General features: G+C 65.9%; 12 protein-coding genes. 10 read left to right on the forward strand and 2 right to left on the reverse strand.

The genetic code is table 11. The features are described from left to right. Window positions 1-96: 96 nt before the first annotated feature. The 10 genes from EAO27_RS04745 (at window position 97) to EAO27_RS04790 (ending at window position 13,990) form a co-directional block, all read left to right on the forward strand. Complete coding sequence (locus EAO27_RS04745) at window positions 97-1,320, forward strand: P1 family peptidase (protein WP_242777616.1); 1,224 nt, start codon at window positions 97-99, stop codon at window positions 1,318-1,320. Then, the gene (locus tag EAO27_RS04750) at window positions 1,317-2,453 is read left to right on the forward strand and encodes an FAD-binding oxidoreductase (protein WP_242777618.1); all 1,137 of its coding nucleotides are present in this window, start codon (window positions 1,317-1,319) and stop codon (window positions 2,451-2,453) included. The genes EAO27_RS04745 and EAO27_RS04750 overlap by 4 nt, the downstream gene beginning before the upstream one ends. A 124-nt stretch (window positions 2,454-2,577) precedes the next feature. Beyond that, complete coding sequence (locus tag EAO27_RS04755; protein WP_278190130.1) at window positions 2,578-3,561, forward strand: isoaspartyl peptidase/L-asparaginase; 984 nt, start codon at window positions 2,578-2,580, stop codon at window positions 3,559-3,561. A 747-nt stretch (window positions 3,562-4,308) separates the two neighbouring features. Then, window positions 4,309-7,158, forward strand: a complete 2,850-nt coding sequence (locus EAO27_RS04760; protein WP_242777620.1) for a TonB-dependent receptor — start codon at window positions 4,309-4,311, stop codon at window positions 7,156-7,158. Further along, window positions 7,158-8,096, forward strand: coding sequence for a hypothetical protein (locus EAO27_RS04765; RefSeq protein ID WP_242777621.1), 939 nt, complete (start codon window positions 7,158-7,160; stop codon window positions 8,094-8,096). The genes EAO27_RS04760 and EAO27_RS04765 overlap by 1 nt, the downstream gene beginning before the upstream one ends. 142 nt (window positions 8,097-8,238) lie before the next feature. Beyond that, the gene (locus tag EAO27_RS04770) at window positions 8,239-9,561 is read left to right on the forward strand and encodes a dicarboxylate/amino acid:cation symporter (RefSeq protein ID WP_242777622.1); all 1,323 of its coding nucleotides are present in this window, start codon (window positions 8,239-8,241) and stop codon (window positions 9,559-9,561) included. Window positions 9,562-9,595: 34 nt separating this feature from the next. Continuing rightward, on the forward strand, window positions 9,596-10,873 hold the full coding sequence (locus EAO27_RS04775; protein WP_242777624.1) for a M20/M25/M40 family metallo-hydrolase: 1,278 nt from the start codon (window positions 9,596-9,598) through the stop codon (window positions 10,871-10,873). Further along, entirely contained in the window at window positions 10,870-12,312 is a 1,443-nt protein-coding gene (locus EAO27_RS04780; RefSeq protein WP_242777626.1) for a CapA family protein, read from the forward strand. The genes EAO27_RS04775 and EAO27_RS04780 overlap by 4 nt, the downstream gene beginning before the upstream one ends. 98 nt (window positions 12,313-12,410) lie before the next feature. Continuing rightward, window positions 12,411-13,544 (forward strand): alanine racemase, encoded by a 1,134-nt coding sequence (locus tag EAO27_RS04785; protein WP_242777629.1) that lies wholly within the window; start codon window positions 12,411-12,413, stop codon window positions 13,542-13,544. 8 nt (window positions 13,545-13,552) lie between these two features. Then, the gene (locus tag EAO27_RS04790; RefSeq protein WP_242777631.1) at window positions 13,553-13,990 is read left to right on the forward strand and encodes a RidA family protein; all 438 of its coding nucleotides are present in this window, start codon (window positions 13,553-13,555) and stop codon (window positions 13,988-13,990) included. Between the two features lie 351 nt (window positions 13,991-14,341). On the opposite strand, the gene EAO27_RS04795 is transcribed toward EAO27_RS04790, so the two are convergent. Further along, a complete protein-coding gene (locus EAO27_RS04795) occupies window positions 14,342-16,981 on the reverse strand; it encodes an AAA family ATPase (protein ID WP_242777633.1) in 2,640 nt (879 codons plus the stop codon). Continuing rightward, window positions 16,981-18,099: a metallophosphoesterase gene (locus EAO27_RS04800; RefSeq protein WP_242777635.1), complete on the reverse strand. Its 1,119-nt coding sequence runs from the start codon at window positions 18,097-18,099 to the stop codon at window positions 16,981-16,983. The genes EAO27_RS04795 and EAO27_RS04800 overlap by 1 nt, the downstream gene beginning before the upstream one ends. Window positions 18,100-18,120 lie beyond the last annotated feature (21 nt).

Genomic DNA, 18,120 nt, shown 5'->3' on the forward strand with positions numbered 1-18,120 from the left:
ATGTCGGATATCGAAAGCGGTTCGTTGCGCCCGTCGTCCATTTCCCTTGATAGATCCATCGCTGGTGACCCGGTCGGACGCGGCAAGGCGCGCCGAATGCCGCCGCTTGCTGCTGCGGTGCTGGTGGCGCTGGCCGTCGCCGGGGGAGCGGGAAGTGCGGGCGATCTGGCGGCACAGGTTGCCGAGCCGCCCCGCGTCCACGCCCGCGATCTCGGCATCGCCCCCGGCATCTTCCGGCCCGGCCCGCTCAACGCGATTACCGATGTCGGCGATGTCCGTGTCGGACAGGTCACGCGGATCGAGGGCGCCGATGTTCGGACCGGGGTGACCGTCATTCTGCCGCACGGCGGTAACCTGTTTCAGGACAAGGTGCCTGCGGGCGTGGTCGTCGCCAACGGCTTCGGCAAATTCGCGGGCACCACGCAGGTCGCCGAACTCGGCGAGGTCGAAACGCCGATCGTCCTGACCAACACGCTGAGCGTCGCGCCGGCGATCGACGGTATCCTCGACTGGACCTTGGCGCAGCCGGGCAATCCCGAAGTGCGGTCGGTCAATGCGGTCGTGGGCGAGACCAATGATTCGGTGCTCAACAACATCCGCAAGCGTGTGATCGGTCGCCAGGACATTCTCGCCGCTCTCGCGAATGCAACCGGCGGCCCGGTGGCCGAGGGCAGCGTGGGCGCGGGGACGGGCACCATGGCCTTTGGCTGGAAGGGCGGCATCGGCACCAGTTCGCGCGTGCTGCCGCAGGCGCTGGGCGGTTATCGGGTCGGGGTGCTTGTCCAGTCGAACTACGGCGGCGTGCTGACGATGGACGGCGTCCCGGTCGGCCAGGCGCTGGGTCGATATTATCTGCGCGAGCACAGCGATCGCGGATCGGCCGATGGCTCGATCATATTGGTCGTGGCGACCGATGCGCCGCTGAGCGACCGGAACCTCACGCGGCTGGCGCATCGCGCGATTGCCGGACTGGCGCGGACAGGCGCTGCCTTTTCCAACGGATCGGGCGATTATGCGATCGCCTTTTCAACCGCCGACGATGTGCGGCGTACGGCCGAACGGCGCGGCGCGGTGACCACCTATCCCGAGATAGCCAATGATGCGATGTCGCCGCTGTTCGTGGCTGTCGCCGAAGCCGCCGAGGAGGCGATCTACAATTCGCTGCTGATGGCGACGACCATCGAGCGGCAGGCGACCCCGGACGCGGGAGCTGCGCGCGGCGACGCGCTCGACATCGCAGCGGTCAAAGGCGTGATCGCGCGCCATCGGCCGCAACCGTCGTCGCCCCGGCAGGCGCCCAAAAAGGGGACGCAGCGTTGAAACAGGTCGACATTCTGGTGATCGGCGGCGGCATTGCCGGCGTTTCGGCGGCGGCGCGGTTCGCGCAGCGCGCGAGTACGGTGCTGCTCGAACGCGAAAGCGCGCTCGGCTATCATTCGTCGGGGCGCAGCGCGACCTTCTATCATTTCGGGATCGGCGACGATGCCGTGCGCGGCCTGACCGCCGCCAGTCGCTTCTTTTTCGCCAATCCGCCGGGCGAGGAGGCAGGGTCGCCCCTGTGGCAGGAAAAATCCGCCCTATTCTTTGCCACCTCCGAAACGATGGATCAGCTGGAAGCGCTCGAAACCGAGATGCGCCGCTTTTCGGACAATATCTCGCGGGTCGGTCCGGCCGAGATGCAGGCGATCGTGCCCGTCATGAAAGTCGGGGACGGCGGTGCGGTGGCGGGGCTGGTCGACACCGGCGGGCGCAAGCTCGACGCCGACCTGCTGCTCCAGAAGAACATGCGCCTGCTCCGTGCGGCGGGCGGCGAGGTCATGTTCAACGCCTGCGTGACAGGCATCGTGCGCGAAGGCGATCGCTGGATCGTCGATACCCCCGATCAGCGCTACGCGGCGCGGACCGTCGTCAATGCCGCCGGGGCCTGGGCCGACGAACTGGCGGTGATGGCGGGTGTTCGGCCGTTGGGGCTGACGCCGCTTCGCCGGACCATTATCGGCTTCGATCCGCCGCAGGGGCTGGACGTGTCCGGCTGGCCCTTCCTCAAGACCGTCTTCGACGACGGTTTCTACATGCTTCCCGACGCCGGACTGCTGCTGGCGTCGCCGATGGACGTCACGCCCTCGCCGCCGTGCGATGTCCAGCCGGACGACTATGAAATGGCGCTGGCCGCCTGGCGGGTCGAGGAGGCGACGACGCTGTCGGTGCAACGGATCGCGGCTCGCTGGGCGGGACTGCGGACGTTCGTCGCCGACAAGGTCCCGACGGCCGGTTTCGCGCCCGATGCGCCGGGTTTCTTCTGGCTCGCGGGGCAGGGGGGCTATGGCCTCCAGACGTCGCCCGCGATGGCGCTGGCGGCCGAGGCGCTGCTGTTCGGCCTGCCCTGGCCCGAACTGCTTTCGGAGCATGGCGTCGAGCCGCACCAGATTCGCCCCGAGCGACTGTTCGGTTGAAGTCCGGGAGGCGAAGGGCGGTGCTTCGTACCGCCGCCGCATGCCCGAACTTCCGGCGAACGGATGGACTGGCCGATGCCGCGCGGTGGCGGCTGTTTGAATCCCTTGAGTCAGGAGGTTTCTGATGCGTTTCCTGTCATTGTTCGGCGCGCTTTGTCTCGCCGCCATTCCCGTCGCTCATGCCGAGCCGACGTGGACCATCGTGATCCACGGCGGCGCCGGCGGCATGGAGCGCGATCGCCTTACGCCCGAGCAAGACAAGGCCTTTCGAGACGGTTTGAACGCGGCGCTCGATGCCGGGTCCGGGGTTCTCGCCGCGAACGGCAGCGCGCTCGACGCGGTCGAGGCGGCGGTGCGGGTGCTCGAGGATAATCCGCGCTTCAACGCCGGTCGCGGCGCGGTGTTCACCTGGGAAGGGCGCAACGAACTCGACGCCGCGATCATGGACGGGCGGACGCGTGCGGCGGGAGCGGTCGCGGGGGTGACGCGGACACGCAATCCGGTCGGCCTCGCGCGTGCGGTCATGGAGGACAGCCCGCATGTGTTCCTGGCGGGTGAAGGCGCCGACCGCTTTTCGCTGGAAAAAGGCCTGCCCCAGGTCGATCCGAGCTGGTTCGCGACCCCCGAACGGTTGCAGCAACTCGAGCGGATGAAGGCGGAAAAGCTGAGCTTCTATGACGTCGACCAGAAATATGGCACCGTGGGTGCGGTCGCGATCGACGCGGCCGGTCATGTCGCTGCGGCAACCTCGACCGGCGGCCGGACGGGAAAGCGCTGGGGGCGTATCGGCGACGCGCCGGTCATCGGTGCCGGCACCTATGCCGACGACCGGGCCTGCGCGGTTTCCGCCACGGGCGCCGGCGAATATTTCATCCGCGTCGCCGCCGCGCACGAGATTTGCGTCCGCATCCGCCTGAAAGGCGAAACTCCGAAACAGGCGGCGGACGGCGTGATGGCCGAAATCGGACAGCTGGGCGGCACCGGCGGAGTGATCGTGACCGGACCGGGCGGCACCGCCGACTGGTCGTTCAACACGCCGGGTATGCATCGTGGTAAGGCCTCCAGCACGGGCGAACGAGAAGTCGCGATCTACAAGGACGAGGACTGACCGCTGGCGGGGCGCCCCGCCGAACGAGGGCGGTCGCACCGGTTCCCGCATGACAGGCGATCGCTGTGCGCGGCCGTCGGACTATGTCCGGCGGCCGTCTGCGTTTGGATCGCGGGCGGCGTGAAGCGAATGGAGCGTGGCAGGCGGCGATAGGGTTTGGGTCAGGCCCGACGCCGCGACGTTCGGGTGCCGGAGAAGCATGGTCGACAGGATCTTGTATAGAAGTCTTCTATATGTTGGGGAAGCCTTGATATTGGCCTTGCCCTGCTTCCGCGGGTCAAACTCCTGTGATCGGTCGCCCTGTTCTGCTCGGTCGACCAGCAGCTGTTTCACGCTCCGACTGTCGCGGACGGATTGGCGGGTTGCCCGCTCCATTCGCGATACATCCGGAGCCGACCAGAAAGGAGCGCGGAGCAACGCGGTCGCTGCCTGTTTCCAGGATTCTTGCCGGTTCGCGAGTTGCGGGCGCCAAAAAGCGCCGGTTCCGGCCGTCAATGAATCAGGCGGAGCTTCGCGGGCATTTCGCATGGCAGCCGAGAATGGGATTTTGTTGCCGGAACGAACGAATTTTCGTGTGAAATATCCGAATATTCTTTGGTTCTGGACGGTTTTGTCTGGAGGAACGGGATGATTCAAAGGGCGGGATAACGTCTGTTTCATCCCATAATTGATGCGCAACGTCGCCCGTAGGACGGGGAATAGGGGGTTAAGGTGGTAAGTCTCAGGAAATCTTTTGCGGTCGCGCTGATGACGATGGTGTCGAGCACGGCGATGGCGCAGGATCTCGCGTCGGGTACCGGCGCTGACGCGGTAGACGAAGGCGAGAGCATCGTCGTCACCGGCACGCGCATCAAGCAGGACGGTTTTTCGGCAACGGTGCCGATCAGCGTGCTCGGCGGCGAGGAACTGGAAGCGTCGGGCAAGACCGACCTCGGCCAGATCCTGGCCGAAATGCCGGGCGTCAACCTGGTCGACACGACCGTCGGCCAGCCGAACGGGACGATCCAGAACGCGGGCACCAGCACGGTCGCGCTGCGCGGGCTGTCGAGTTCGCGCACGCTGACCCTGATCAACGGCCGCCGCACGGTCGCCAACGCCGCCAACCGCAGCGTGGTCAGCCTCAACACCATCCCCGTCGACTTCATCGAACGCGTTGACGTGATCACCGGCGCCGCGTCGGCGGTCTATGGGTCGGACGCGATCGCGGGCGTGGTCAACGTCATCACCGAATCGAAGCTCGAAGGGCTGCGCCTGCGCGGCCGTATCGGTTCGGCGCTGACCGGCGGCGGTGGCGCCGAAGAGGCGATGGTCGCGGCGACCTTCGGCACCAAATTCGGCGACGGACGCGGCTATTTCGCGATCAGCGGCAGCTGGGATGACGATGGCGGCCTGCTGGCGCGCGACCGCCTGGCCCGCGCGACGAAGAACTGGACCTTCGCAGCGGGGACCAACACGATCACCGATCCCGCACTCAGCACCGATACGCCCGGTGGTCGCTTCCGCGGCGGTGCTTTCTTCTACGACGATGCCGGCACGCTGCAGCGCAACTTCGTCACCAACCGCGACGGCTATAATGACCGGTTTGACGACACGCTGCGCCTGCCGCGGACCGTCACCGCGGTCGCGGCCAAGGCCAGCTTCGAATTTTCGGATGCCTTCGTTCCCTATGTCGAGGTCCAGTTTTCGGACCTCGACACCTTCTACACCCGCGCGCCCTATGGCTATCGCGATTCGAGCACGGTCTTCCTGCGCGATGAGATCGGGGTGCCGCTTCCCGGCCTGCCGACCTTCGCCATTGGCCGCATCTCACGCGATAACCCCTTCGTTCCCGCCGAAATCCGTGCGGGTGCGCCTGCCAGCGGCATCGACTGGCGCCGCCGGTTCGACGAACTGGGCAACCGCGACACGATCAGCGACCGCGACACGCTGCGCGTCTGGGGCGGTGTTCGCGGCAAGCTCGGCGGCGACTGGACCTATGACGCCACCTATACCTACGGCACCTTCGATCAGGTCCAGCAGCGGCTCAACAACATCAACCTGCAGAATCTGAAATACGCCCTCGATGCCGAGCGTCTGCCGAGCGGTGCGATCCAGTGCCGCGATGCGACCGCGCGCGCGGCAGGCTGCGTTCCGATCAACCTGTTCGGGGTCGGTACGATCACGTCGGATGCCGCGAATTATATCCGGCTCGATTCGACCTTTACGACCAAATTGCGCCAGGACGTGTTCCAGGCCTTTGCCACCGGTTCGATCTTCGAGCTCCCCGCGGGCAAGGTGCAGCTCGCGGTCGGCGGCGAATATCGCCGCGAAAAAGGCACGTCGGGCAGCGATGCGCTGACGCTGTCGAGCATCTCGAACGTCGCAGCGGTGCCAAGCTTCAGCGGCAGCTTCAACGTCAAGGAAGCCTTTGCCGAACTGTCGGTTCCGGTGCTCAGCGGCAAACCCTTCTTCGAAGAGTTGAAGGTCGATTTCGCGGGCCGCATCTCCGACTATAGCCAGAAGAATGTCGGCACCGTGTACAGCTATCACGCGGGGGCCGACTGGATGCCGGTCGAGGGGCTGCGCATTCGCACCCAATATGGCACGGCGCAGCGCGCGCCGAGCCTTCCCGAACTCTATTCGCCGCCGCGCGACGATACCGACACCGTCGTCGACATCTGTTCGGGCATCACCGCTGCGACGACCGGGACGGTCGCGGTCAACTGCCGCAGCAACGCGGGCATCGCCGCGGCGATCGCCTCGAACGGTGTGTTCACCCAGTCGACGACGTCGATCCAGTCGCCGAACATGGGCAGCCTCGCGCTGCGCGAGGAAAAGGGCACGACCTTCACGCTCGGTGCGGTGCTGTCGCCGCGCGCGCTGCCGGGTCTCAACTTGTCGGTCGACTATTATAACATCAAGGTCACGAACGCGATCTCGGCGCTCGATAACGAAATCCTGCTGCGGCAATGCTATTCGGACGCTTCGAATTTCGCGGGCAACGAATTCTGCCAGTCGGTCATCCGCGGCGCCGACGGCCAGATCTTGCAGATCAACCAGGTCCCGCAGAACCTCGATCGGATCTCGACCTCGGGTATCGACACCTCGCTCGCCTATCGCCTGCCGCTCACGGGCGTTGGCGTGACGGGTGACCTGCGCTTCGATGTCAACTGGACGCATGTCATCAAGAAGGAAACCCAGTATCAGGGGATCAACGGCACCGAGATTTCGGACAACAACGGCCAGATCTCCTCGCCGGCCGACGTTGTCCGCGCGCGCGTCGGTTATACGAACAAGCTGTGGAACATCGACTGGCGCGTTCGCTACATCGGCCCGATGGTGTCGTCGAACGATCGCGTCGCGGCGGCCAAGGCGGCGGGTTTCGCCAATCCGCTCTACCTCAACTACAAGGCCTATTGGCGCCACGACATCGGTGCCAGCATCCGTCCGGAGTTCGGCGGTGGCAAATGGCGCCTGTCGGTGGGCATCACCAACCTGTTCAACAAGACGGGGCCGAACGTGCCCGAAGGCGCTACCCCCTATGACGACAACGGCTATATCCTCGATTATGGCGTCGTCGGACGGTCGGGTTTCGCCTCGATCGAGGTGAAGTTCTGATGCGCGCGCGGCAAGCCATCGCACGCACGCTCGGTCTTGCGACGCTTGCTCTGACGGTGGCGGGGGGCGTTTTTCTGCCCGCCGCCCCGGCCGGGGCGGCACCTGCAGCGGCGAAGGGCAGCAAGGCGCCGGCCTCGCCTGACCTAAAGTCCGGGACAGGAAGCTTTCTCTTCACGGGCTGGGCCGGCAAGCCGCTGCGCGTCCATTACTATCGGCCCGACAAGGTGACCGAGACGACGCGCATCCTGTTCGTCATCCACGGCGCCGGTCGCAACGCCGACGGCTATCGCGACGCCTGGGTCCCCTATGCCACCGAAGGGCAATATATCGTCCTGACCCCCGAATATTCGATGGCCGATTTCCCGACCTCGCTGACCTACAATGTCGGCCATATCGTCGACGAAACGGGGCATCCGCGGCCGCGCGAGCAATGGTCGTTCGCGTCGATCGAGCCGATGTTCGACCTCGTTCGCAAGGCGACGGGAACCAAGGTTCCGCAATATGCGATCTACGGCCACTCGGCGGGCGGGCAGTTCGTGCACCGCTTCGTCGAACTCTGGCCCGATGCCCGCTACAGCCGGGCGGTCGCAGCGAATGCCGGCTGGTACACGATGCCCGATCTGGCGATCAAATATCCCTATGGCCTGAAGGACGCGCCGACCGATGCGGCGGGGCTGAAGGCGACGCTGGAACGGCCGCTGACGATTCTGCTCGGAACGGCGGATACCGATCCCAACCATCACCAGTTGTCGCGCACCCCCGAAGCGATGACACAAGGCGCCCACCGGTTGGCGCGCGGCGAGTTCTTCCATGCCTATGGCCGCAAGGTCGCGCACGAACTGGGCGCCAAATTCGCGTGGAAGCTCGATTATGCGCTTGGCATTGCGCACAGCAATACGGGGATGAGCCAATACGCCCAGAAGCTCGTCTGGGAATAGCGGCGGGGCCGGGGCGGTGCCGGGGCCGGTGACCGTCCGCAGTTCGCGGAGGCGCGCGCGTTCGCGTGGTGATCGTGCGCGCTGATCCGGTGTTTGCGCCGCCGTTGGCGGGGCAAGCCGTATTCCGTCAGGAGGACGCACCATGGCAAAGCGCTTGACGCTCTACATCTTCGTCGGCCTTGCGCTCGGCCTGCTTGTCGGCTGGGCGATCAACGCCGCGCTCGCCGACGGTACCGCCGCCGGACAGGCCGAGCTCGCGACGATCGCCAGCTATTTTTCGGTCGTCAGCAACCTGTTCTTGCGGTTGATCAAGATGATCATCGCGCCGCTGGTGTTCGCCACCTTGGTGTCGGGCATCGTCCATATGGCGGATACCTCGGCGCTTGGGCGGATCGGCGGGCGGGCGCTCGGCTGGTTCGTCGGCGCCAGCTTCGTCTCGCTTCTGCTCGGCCTGTTGCTGGTCAATGTCTTCAAACCCGGCGTCGGTCTCGATCTCGACCTGCCGGTGGCGACCGCGTCGGCCGATATCGCGACCGCCGATTTCAGTATCGCCAAATTCGTTACTCACCTTGTCCCTACATCGATGTTCGATGCGATGGCGAACAACGAAATTCTGCAGATCGTGGTGCTGTCGCTGTTCGTTGGCGTCGGCATCACCAGCTTGGGTAGCGGCGGCCGGCGGCTTGCCGGCCTGGTCGAGGAAATGGTCGCGGTGATGCTGAAGATCACCGAATATGTGATGCGCGTCGCGCCGATCGCGGTGTTCGCGGCCGTCGCCGCCGCTGTGATCGAGCGCGGCGTCGGGATCGTCGTCACCTTCGGCTATTTCATCGGGGTCTTCTATCTTGGGCTTGCCGCGCTGTGGTTGGTGCTGCTCGCGGCTGCATGGGCGCTTCTGCGTGCCAACCCGGTCGCGCTGCTGCGGCATATCCGAGAACCGATCCTGCTCGCCTTTTCGACCGCCTCGTCCGAAGCCGCCTTTCCGCGCACGCTCGAGGCACTCGACCGCAGCGGTGTGCCGCGCCGGATTTCCAGCTTCGTGCTGCCGCTCGGCTATTCGTTCAACCTCGACGGATCGATGATGTACATGGCCTTTGCGATCATGTTCATCGCGCAGGCCTATGGCGTCGAAATGGATTTGTGGCAGCAATTCTCCGTGCTGCTGATCCTGATGGTGACGTCGAAGGGGGTGGCGGGTGTGCCGCGCGCGAGCTTGGTGGTGGTCGCGGCGACGCTGTCGTTCGTCAACCTGCCCGAGGCCGGGCTGTTGCTCGTGCTCGCGATCGACCATTTCCTCGACATGGGGCGCACGGCGACCAACGTCGTCGGCAACGCGGTCGCCTGTACCGCGGTCGCGCGCTGGGAGGGTGTGCTGGGGATCGAAGAGGGGGACGGACGCGCCGCAATGCCTGTACCTTCGCCCATGACACTTGAAATCGAAACTCCGCCGGTCTCCAAGACCTGAATGGCATTCTCCCCTTTTTGCGAAAGGAATATTCATGCGTAACACGGCGTTGCTGACCCTTGCCGCGCTCCTGCTGGCGGCTTCGCCCGCGCAGGCGGCGCCGAAGGTGAAACCCGAAGCGGTGCTCAAGACCAAGGGTTATGGCACGGCGATCAAGATTCTCGATCGCGACCACGACCGGCTGATCGACGAGATCGTCAAGCTGACCGAAATTCCGGCGCCGCCGTTCAAGGAAGCCGCGCGCGCTGCCGCCTACGCCGAAATGCTGAAGGATGCGGGGCTTCAGGACGTCGAGATCGACGCCGAGGGCAATGCGATGGGCGTCTATCGTGGCACCGGTCCGGCCGGCGGTCCCGCGGTGATGATCGCCGCGCACCTCGACACCGTCTTCCCCGAAGGCACGCCGATCAAGGTCCGCCGCGACGGTACGCGCCTCTATGCTCCCGGCATCGGTGACGACACGCGCAGCCTGGCCGTGCTGCTCGCCTATGCACGCGCGATGAAGGAGGCCGGCATCAAGGTGAAGCAGGACATCATCTTCGTCGGCAATGTCGGGGAAGAGGGACCGGGCGACCTTCGCGGCGTCCGTTACCTGCTCACCAAGGGCAAGTACAAGGACCGGGTGAAGGCCTTTTTCTCAATGGACGGAACCGACGCGTCGCGCATCGTCACCGGCGGCGTCGGCTCGAAACGCTATCGTATCACCTACAAGGGGCCCGGCGGTCACAGCTATGGCGCCTTCGGGCTGGTCAACCCGATGGCGGCGATGAGCCAGACGGTCGTCGATTTCTACAAGATCCCCGTCCCCGCCAAGCCCAAGACGACCTATGCCGCCAGCGTCACCGGCGGCGGGACTTCGGTCAATTCGATCCCGAACGAAGTGTATATGGAATTCGACATGCGCTCGGAAAACCCCGCGGAACTCGCCAAGGTCGAGCAGGCGTTTCTCGCAATCGTCCAAAAGAGCGTCGAGGGTGAGAATGCCGCACGCTCGACCAGGGAAGGGCCGATCACCGCCGACGTCAAGATGATCGGCGATCGTCCGGCGGGCCAGACTGCGGCGACCGAACAGATCGTCCGCAACGCCGACGCGATCATCCGCGCCAACGGGCTCGAGCCGCGGCCGTCCTTCTCGTCGACCGATTCGAACATGCCGATGAGCCTCGGGATTCCCGCAGTGACGATCGGCTCGGGCGGGCAAGGCGCACGCGCGCACTCGCTCGACGAATGGATTGACGTCGAAAAGACGAAGAGCCTGCACGGCGCCACCGTCGGTCTCGGCATCCTCCTCGCGACCGCAGGCGCCCAGTGACCCGGGGCCGGTCGCGCCGCTTCCGTGTCCTGCGGGTCGCCGGCAGCGGGGTGGCCGGCCTCGCTGCTGCACTCGCGCTGTCGCTGGCGGCGCAGGAAAAGCTCGAAACGCCCCCCGTGCCGACGGTGCCGGTCGCCGACGGCTTCACCATCGCCGGCGCGGGTGACCTCATCTATCTGCGCCCGATGCTCGCGACGATCGAGGCGCGCAGCCCCGACCTGCTGCGGCTGCTTCGCGGCGCCGACGTGACCTTCGGCAATTTCGAGACGAGCGTGATCGACCTTGCCGAAACGCAGGCGGTGCCGCAGGCGGAATCGGGCGGCACCTGGATGCACGCCGACCCCGGCGTGCCCGCCGACGTGCGCGCGATGGGCTTCACCATCGTCAGCCACGCGAACAATCATGCGACCGACTGGGGCGTCGAGGGGATGGCGGAAACGGGCCGCGCGCTGACAGCGGCAAAACTCGTCTGGGCGGGCACCGGCAAGACCATGGCCGCCGCCCGCGCGCCGCGCTATCTCGATACCGCCAAGGGGCGCGTGGCGATCGTCGCCGCCACATCCACCTTCACACCGATGTCGGTCGCGGCCGATCCGGTCGGCAGTGTACCGGGGCGCCCGGGGGTCAACAGCCTGCGCACCCGGCGCTCGGCGATCGTGTCGCCGGCTGCGATCGATGCGCTCGCCGATCTCGCCGCGCGCTCGCCGCTGCGCAGCGATGGCCGCAAGGCCGACGGCGTCACCCTGATGGGCAGCCACTACATGCCCGGGACTGCGGGCGAAGGAAAACTCGCCTTCAGCTATCGCCCGAACCAGCGCGACGTGGACCAGAATCTGATGTCGGTCCGGCAAGCGAAGCAGAACGGCAATTTTGTCATCTTCTCGGTCCACAATCACGAACCGTCGAACGCGTCGCAGGAACCCGCCGGCTTCGCGATCAAGCTGGCGCACGACGTGATCGACGCGGGCGCCGACGTCTATATGGGCCACGGTCCGCACCAGCTGCGCGGGATCGAGATCTACAAGGGGCGGCCGATCTTCTATTCGCTCGGCAACTTCGCGATGATGAACAATTCGCTCGACGAAATTCCCGACGACATGTTCCAGCAATATGGCGTCGAACCGGGCGCCGCCACCGTTCCCGAGCTGTTGCAGGCGCGCAACGCGCGATCATTTTCGGATCCCAACCTGTATGAATCGGTGATCGCGACCAGCCGCTATGTCGGCGGGCAGGTGGTCGAGATCAGGCTGTATCCGATCGATCTTGGCGTCGATGCGCAGGGGGCGGGTAAGGGCGTTCCCGCGATGGCCTCGCCTGCGCGCGGGCAAACCATCCTCGAACGACTGCAACGGCTCTCGGCGCCGTTCGGAACGACGATCGTCATCGAAAGGGGCATCGGGATCATCCGGGTAGGCGAAGGTGGAAGCGGGCGCCGGTAATCCCTTGCCCGTCGGGTTGCCGTCGCATGAAGTGGCATGAGCGCGCTTGCTGCCGCGACGGCGTTCGGCGACAAGGACGACCCCAAAGGTAGGATGGCATGAAATTACCGGAACTGCAGACGCCCTGCCTGCTTCTTGACGAGGCGAAGCTGCGGCACAACATCGAAGCGATGCATCGCCGCCTTGCGCGGCCCGGCGTCGCCTTTCGTCCGCATCTGAAAACCGCGAAATCACTTGACGTCGCACAGATCGCGATGACCGCGCCGGGCGGCCCGGCGATGGTTTCGACGCTGCGCGAGGCCGAATATTTCGCCGACGGCGGCGTCCGAGACATGATCTACGGCGTCGGGATTGCCCCCGCCAAGCTTCAACGGGTGTCGGCGATCCGCCGCCGCGGGGTCGATCTGGCGATCATTCTCGACAGCGTCGCGCAGGCGGAGGCCGTCGCGCGCCATGCCAGCGCCGGCGGCGACAGCGTCCCGGCGCTGATCGAGATCGACGGCGATGGCCACCGCTCGGGGGCCGCACCCGGCGATGGTGCGACGCTCGTCGCGATCGGCCGGGCGCTGGAGACCGGTGGCGCCGAACTGCGCGGCGTGCTCATCCATGCCGGGGGCAGCTATGCGCTCAGCGACCCCGAGGCTCTGGCAGCGGCGGCCGAGGCCGAGCGGCTGGCGGCGGTGACCGCCGCCGGCACGCTTCGCGCCGCCGGCCTAGCGTGCCCGGTGGTCAGCATCGGCTCGACCCCGACCGCATGTTTCGCTCGAAATCTTGACGGCGTGACCGAAGTGCGCGCCGGGGTGTTCATGTTCGGCGACCTCTATCAGGCCGGGGTAGGCGCCGTCGCGCTCGACGACATCGCCCTGTCGGTGCTGTGCAGCGTTATCGGGCATCAGCGCGCCAAGGGCTGGATCCTCGTCGACGCGGGCTGGATGGCGATGTCGCGCGATCGCGGCACCGCGAACCAGGCGGTCGATCAGGGCTACGGGCTTGTCTGCGATGCGACGGGGCGGATTTTTGGCGATCTGGTTCTGGTCGAAGCCAATCAGGAACATGGCATCGTCGCCCTGCGGCCCGGATCGGCGGCCGTATTGCCAGACCTTCCCGTTGGCACGCAGTTGCGCATCCTGCCGAACCATGCGTGCGCGACGGCCGCGCAATATGATCGCTATCATGTACTGAACGGCGGGGATGATGTGACCGCGGTTTGGTCGCGCATCAACGGCTGGTAGGAGCAGGCATGACAACATCGATCGATCGCATCGCCACCGAGGCGGTTCCGGCGCCTGCGGGGCATTATTCGCAGGCCACCGCGTGGCGTGACCTCATCTTCGTGTCGGGCCAGCTCGGACCGCGAAGCGACGGGAGGCATACCGCAGATCAGTCCTTCGAGGTGCAGGTCCGCCAGACGCTCGCGAACCTGCTCGCGATCCTCGACCGGGCAGGGGCGGGCCCCGGCCAGGTGCTGCGCGTGACCGCCTATATCGTCGGGGTCGACAACTGGCCCGAATTCAACCGCATCTACGCCGAGGTTTTCGGCGCAGCAAAACCTGCGCGGACGGTGGTGCCCGTCCCTGAGCTCCACCACGGCTATCTCGTGGAGATCGACGCTATCGCCGTCCGGGCGGAAGTGGACGGGATGAACGACCGGCCTGTTCCGGTGATCGATCCGAAGTGAGGTTTAGGTGATTGAAAAATGGTGGACGCACTAGGGCTCGAACCTAGGACCCGCTGATTAAGAGGCCGCTAATTCATTTAAATAAATCAGGTACTTAGCTGCATTCGTGTACGGTTTGAATGACAACGAAAGATAAGGAATGACGTCGAGCAACAACTAGCGACGTCACGAAATCACCTACATTCTGTCCCGGTTCGATTGGCGACTTTGCGCCTGATGTCGGTCATTGCGGTCGTCTGTGGAAGGAGCCCGAAAGCAGACGGTAGATTCGTAGGCGATCGCGAGCCGCTACACAGCTAATTATAGCCCTTCACTCAACGTCGAAAGCTGCCGATGCCCGGGCTCAGTTCTTCACGCGAGCAGAATCCGATTGGCATCGAGACCGCGATAGGCGCTAGTGCGGCAACTCAGAACGATAACCTGCATCCGCTGGGCGGCTTCGGCCAGAATCTCGAGCATAACCTCGAAGCGGTCGTCGTCCGCAAAGACCAGCGCGTCGTCGAGCATGAGCGATGCGGGCTTACCCTTCTCGATCAGCAGGTCGGCGAAAGCTATGCGCGTCAGGACAGCGAGTTGTTCCTGGGTTCCCTTGCTGAGATCGTCGGTGGCTTCTTCCCGGCCGCGCCGCGTGAGCAGGGTGGGCCGCAAGTCCTCTCCGAAGACGATGCCGGCATTGGGCAGCAAGCGCTCGATGAAGGGGGCCACGCGCTGGGTGATCGGAGCGAGGAATCGTCGGGCAGTCTCGCGCTGGGCATCCCGGATCGTCTCGGCAAGGAGCGTGAGCATCTCCGCCTCTTCCTTGAGCCGGTCATGGGCTGCGGCCGCAGCCTCCGCGAGCTCGGCGGCCGCGGCGGCCCGGGTGGCGGGGCCGGCGCCGCCGAGCGTCTTGGCGCGTTCCTCAAGCTGGGCGATCTCACCGACGAGCCCGAGCCGGTCGTTGACCAGCCGCTCCCGTCGTTTGCGAAGGGTGTCCCGGCGCTGGAGCAAGGCGGTCTCGTCCAGCCCTTCAACGGCGCGCTGCGACTCGTCGCGGGCCAGGATCGCGCGGGATTCCTCCGTTTTCGCTGCATCGAGCGCGGCGGTGAGCGCGTCGTCGTCCATCGCATCGAGATCGGCGGTCAGTTGCTCGCCGAGCCGCGACACGTCGCCCGCCGTGCGTTCGACCTGGCCGGTTAGCTTGACGCTGGCGATCTGGACTTCCTGCAAGGTATCGAGCGCGGCCTGGCGACGACCTTCGGCCTCGCGTTCGGCCGTGCGCGCTGTCTGCCACGCGCCATCGACATCCTCGGCCCCAGCAGCGCCTATGCCGGGCGACGCGCTCGCGCCCGGCCGCGTTTCCGACGCGAGGGCTCCGCGCAGGATTTCCAAGCCGGCGCCTATGTCGAGCGCCGCATCTTCGGGACAGGCGGCTTCAAGCTGGGCCGCGAGCAGCACGACGGCCTGCGTGTCGTCGCGATGCGCCTGGGCCGCTTCCTTGGCCGCGAGCGGCGTGGCGCAGCCGACGTTGGCGAGAAAGGCGGCGAGATCCTGTTCGGCTGCGCGCAGCCTGGCCTGCGCCGGTTCGCCCGAAGCCGGCGGCATGACCGACACGGAGCCAATTCCGTCCAACTCGAGACTCTGCGGTTCACTGATAGGAACGCGCAGACTGCCTTCGATCAGCGCGCCGTTGAGCTTCACAGCGGGCGCGGAGGGTAGCAGCTCGACCAAGAGGACCGCTGCTCCGGCGGAAGCGGCGGCGTGGGTCTCGGCGACCGTTTGTTCGAGGTTTAGCAATTCGCTATGCGCGTCCGGCGTCATCCAGTTGGCATCCAGTGCCTCGCGGCGTGTCTGCAATTGGACCGCGATGTCCTCGGCCGCATCGAGCCGGAGAAAGGCGGTCGCCAGCGCGCGCTGCCGTGCCTGAGCGGCTTGGCTACGCTGCACCTCCAACCGTCGTTCTTCGGCCGTCCGGAGGGCGGTGCGTGCCGTTTCGAGCGCGGCATTTGCATCTTTTTCACTCTGGCGTGCGGTTTCCAGGATTGGCTCGTGATCATTGGCGGCGGCGCGTGCCGTCGCCGCAGCCTGCTCGGCCTGCTCAACCTGCGCGCGCAGATCGCGGCGGGCGGTTTGGCGCGCTTCTAGACGCGCGCGTTCGCCAGCTGCTTCGCGGAGCAACGCTTCAGCGGTGCGCAGCGCCTGGCCTGCGGTTCTGGCGCGATCGAGGTCGGCCTCAAGCTGGGCTAGTTTCTGGTGCTGCTCCGGATCGTCGAGTTCGGCAACGAGCCGCCGTAGTTCATTGCGTTTCGCCTCTAGGCGCTCAAGTACGCTGTCGAATTGCTCCAACTCGGCTTGTGCGGCGCGGGCGTCCTCAGCGGCCGATGCGGCGGCCTCCTGCGAATCGAGAAGGCGGCGGGCAGGCCGGCCAGTCGGAGTCTGATATTCGGCGAGGCTGCGTTCGATGGCCTGCAGAACGGTAGTGGTGCGCTGGCCGCCGGTCACGGCGCCGACTTCGCCAGCGAGGACTTCTTCCAGCGTCCGGCGGGCGCCTTGGCCTGGCGTTCCGAGCACGAAGGATTGACCCTGCTCGACCCAGAGCAGGCCCAAGGCGCCACGGCTGTCGTCGTCGGCGCCGCGATTTCCAGCACGTGCAAAGCCAAGCAAAGTCTGCAAGCGTTCCTCCGCCTCATCGCCGGTGGCTCGCCCGGTCGGACCTTCGAGTTCGACCAAGGGGTTCTGGAGGAAGCGCTTGCGCAGTTTCCATCTCGCGTCGCCGAGATCGAAACCGAGCTCGATGGTCGGCGCGACCTCATCGCCATGCGGCCGAAACGAGCGGATGCGATCGCTCCGGGAGCCGTGCCGCTCGAACAGCACGGCGCGCAGGGCCTCGAGGACGGTCGATTTTCCGGCCTCATTCTGCTCGCATACGAGGTTCAGCCCGTCCTCGAACCCGGTCAGAAGCAGCGGCTGGCGGAATTTGCGGAAATTCTCGATGCGAAGCTCGCGAATTCTCATCAACGCGCCTCCAGCCGGTCGGCGCGGCGCTGCTCGACATAGAGGCGTTCGAGCGCCGCCGCCGCGCGCTTACCGGCGGCATCGTCGGTTGCCGACAGCGCTTGCAGCCGCTCGGCGGCGACGCGCAGCACGCCGTTGGCGTCGATGTCGGCAAGATCGGCGTCGGTCGGACGAGCGTAGAGATCGTCGAGATTGAGATCGAGCCAGCGGACCTCGTGGGCCAACTCGCTTTCGAGACGATCACGAAGCGCGACGCGCTCGGCGAGCGTGAGCAGGCCAGACAGCCGGAGCCGGAGCACGAGATGCTGTCGCTCAATGCCGGGCGCGAGATTGACGAGGAGTCTGTCGAGCTCAGCCGCGCTGCCAAGCGACCAGTTTTCTGACATCCAATGATAGCGGCCGATTTTCACCTGCGCGACGTCCGGCGCTTCGCCGGCCAGATCGACGCGGAGCGCCACGCCGCTCACCTCGCGATCGAAATCGTCGGGTTCGGGTGTTCCGGAATAGTGGGTCAGAGGATCAATCTCGCGGCGGCCATGCCAGTCGCCGAGCGCTAAATAGGCAAGACCGGCGCGGCGGGCGCGGTCGGGTGCTATCAGGTTCGCCGCGGGCGTGCTCGACCCGAAATCGCGGATCGGGCCGTGGGCGAGGCCGATCCGTTTGGCGCCATCCGGCGTTTCGGCATGGTCAAACCAGGCCGTCGGATCATCCTGCGTCCGCTTATACTGGAGCGGCGCGGGCAGCAGCCAAAATCCTTCGGCGAGTTCGATCGGCTGCGGTTCGACACAGACGACCACCGTTTCCGGCGCCTCGCCGGCCAGACGGCTCCACAGACCGTCCGCGCGCGCCGGATCATGGTTCCCGGGCAATAAAACCCAGCGGATGTCGGCGGCAGCCTTCATGCGCGTCAGCGCTTGGCGATAGATCCGGTCGCCGGGCTCAGGGCTGTCGAATACGTCACCGGCCACCAGCACGAGGCCGGCACCTTCGCGTCGCGCCGCGGCCGCCAGCGCATCGATCGCGTCCAGCCGCGCTTCGAGCAGAGCAGCGCGCGCTTGTTCCGATGCGCGTCCGAACGGCTTGCCGAGCTGCCAGTCAGACGTGTGAATGAAACGCATTGGTTTCTCCGATTCGGACGG

It is taken from the genome of Sphingopyxis sp. YF1 (assembly GCF_022701295.1).
Taxonomy (GTDB): domain Bacteria; phylum Pseudomonadota; class Alphaproteobacteria; order Sphingomonadales; family Sphingomonadaceae; genus Sphingopyxis.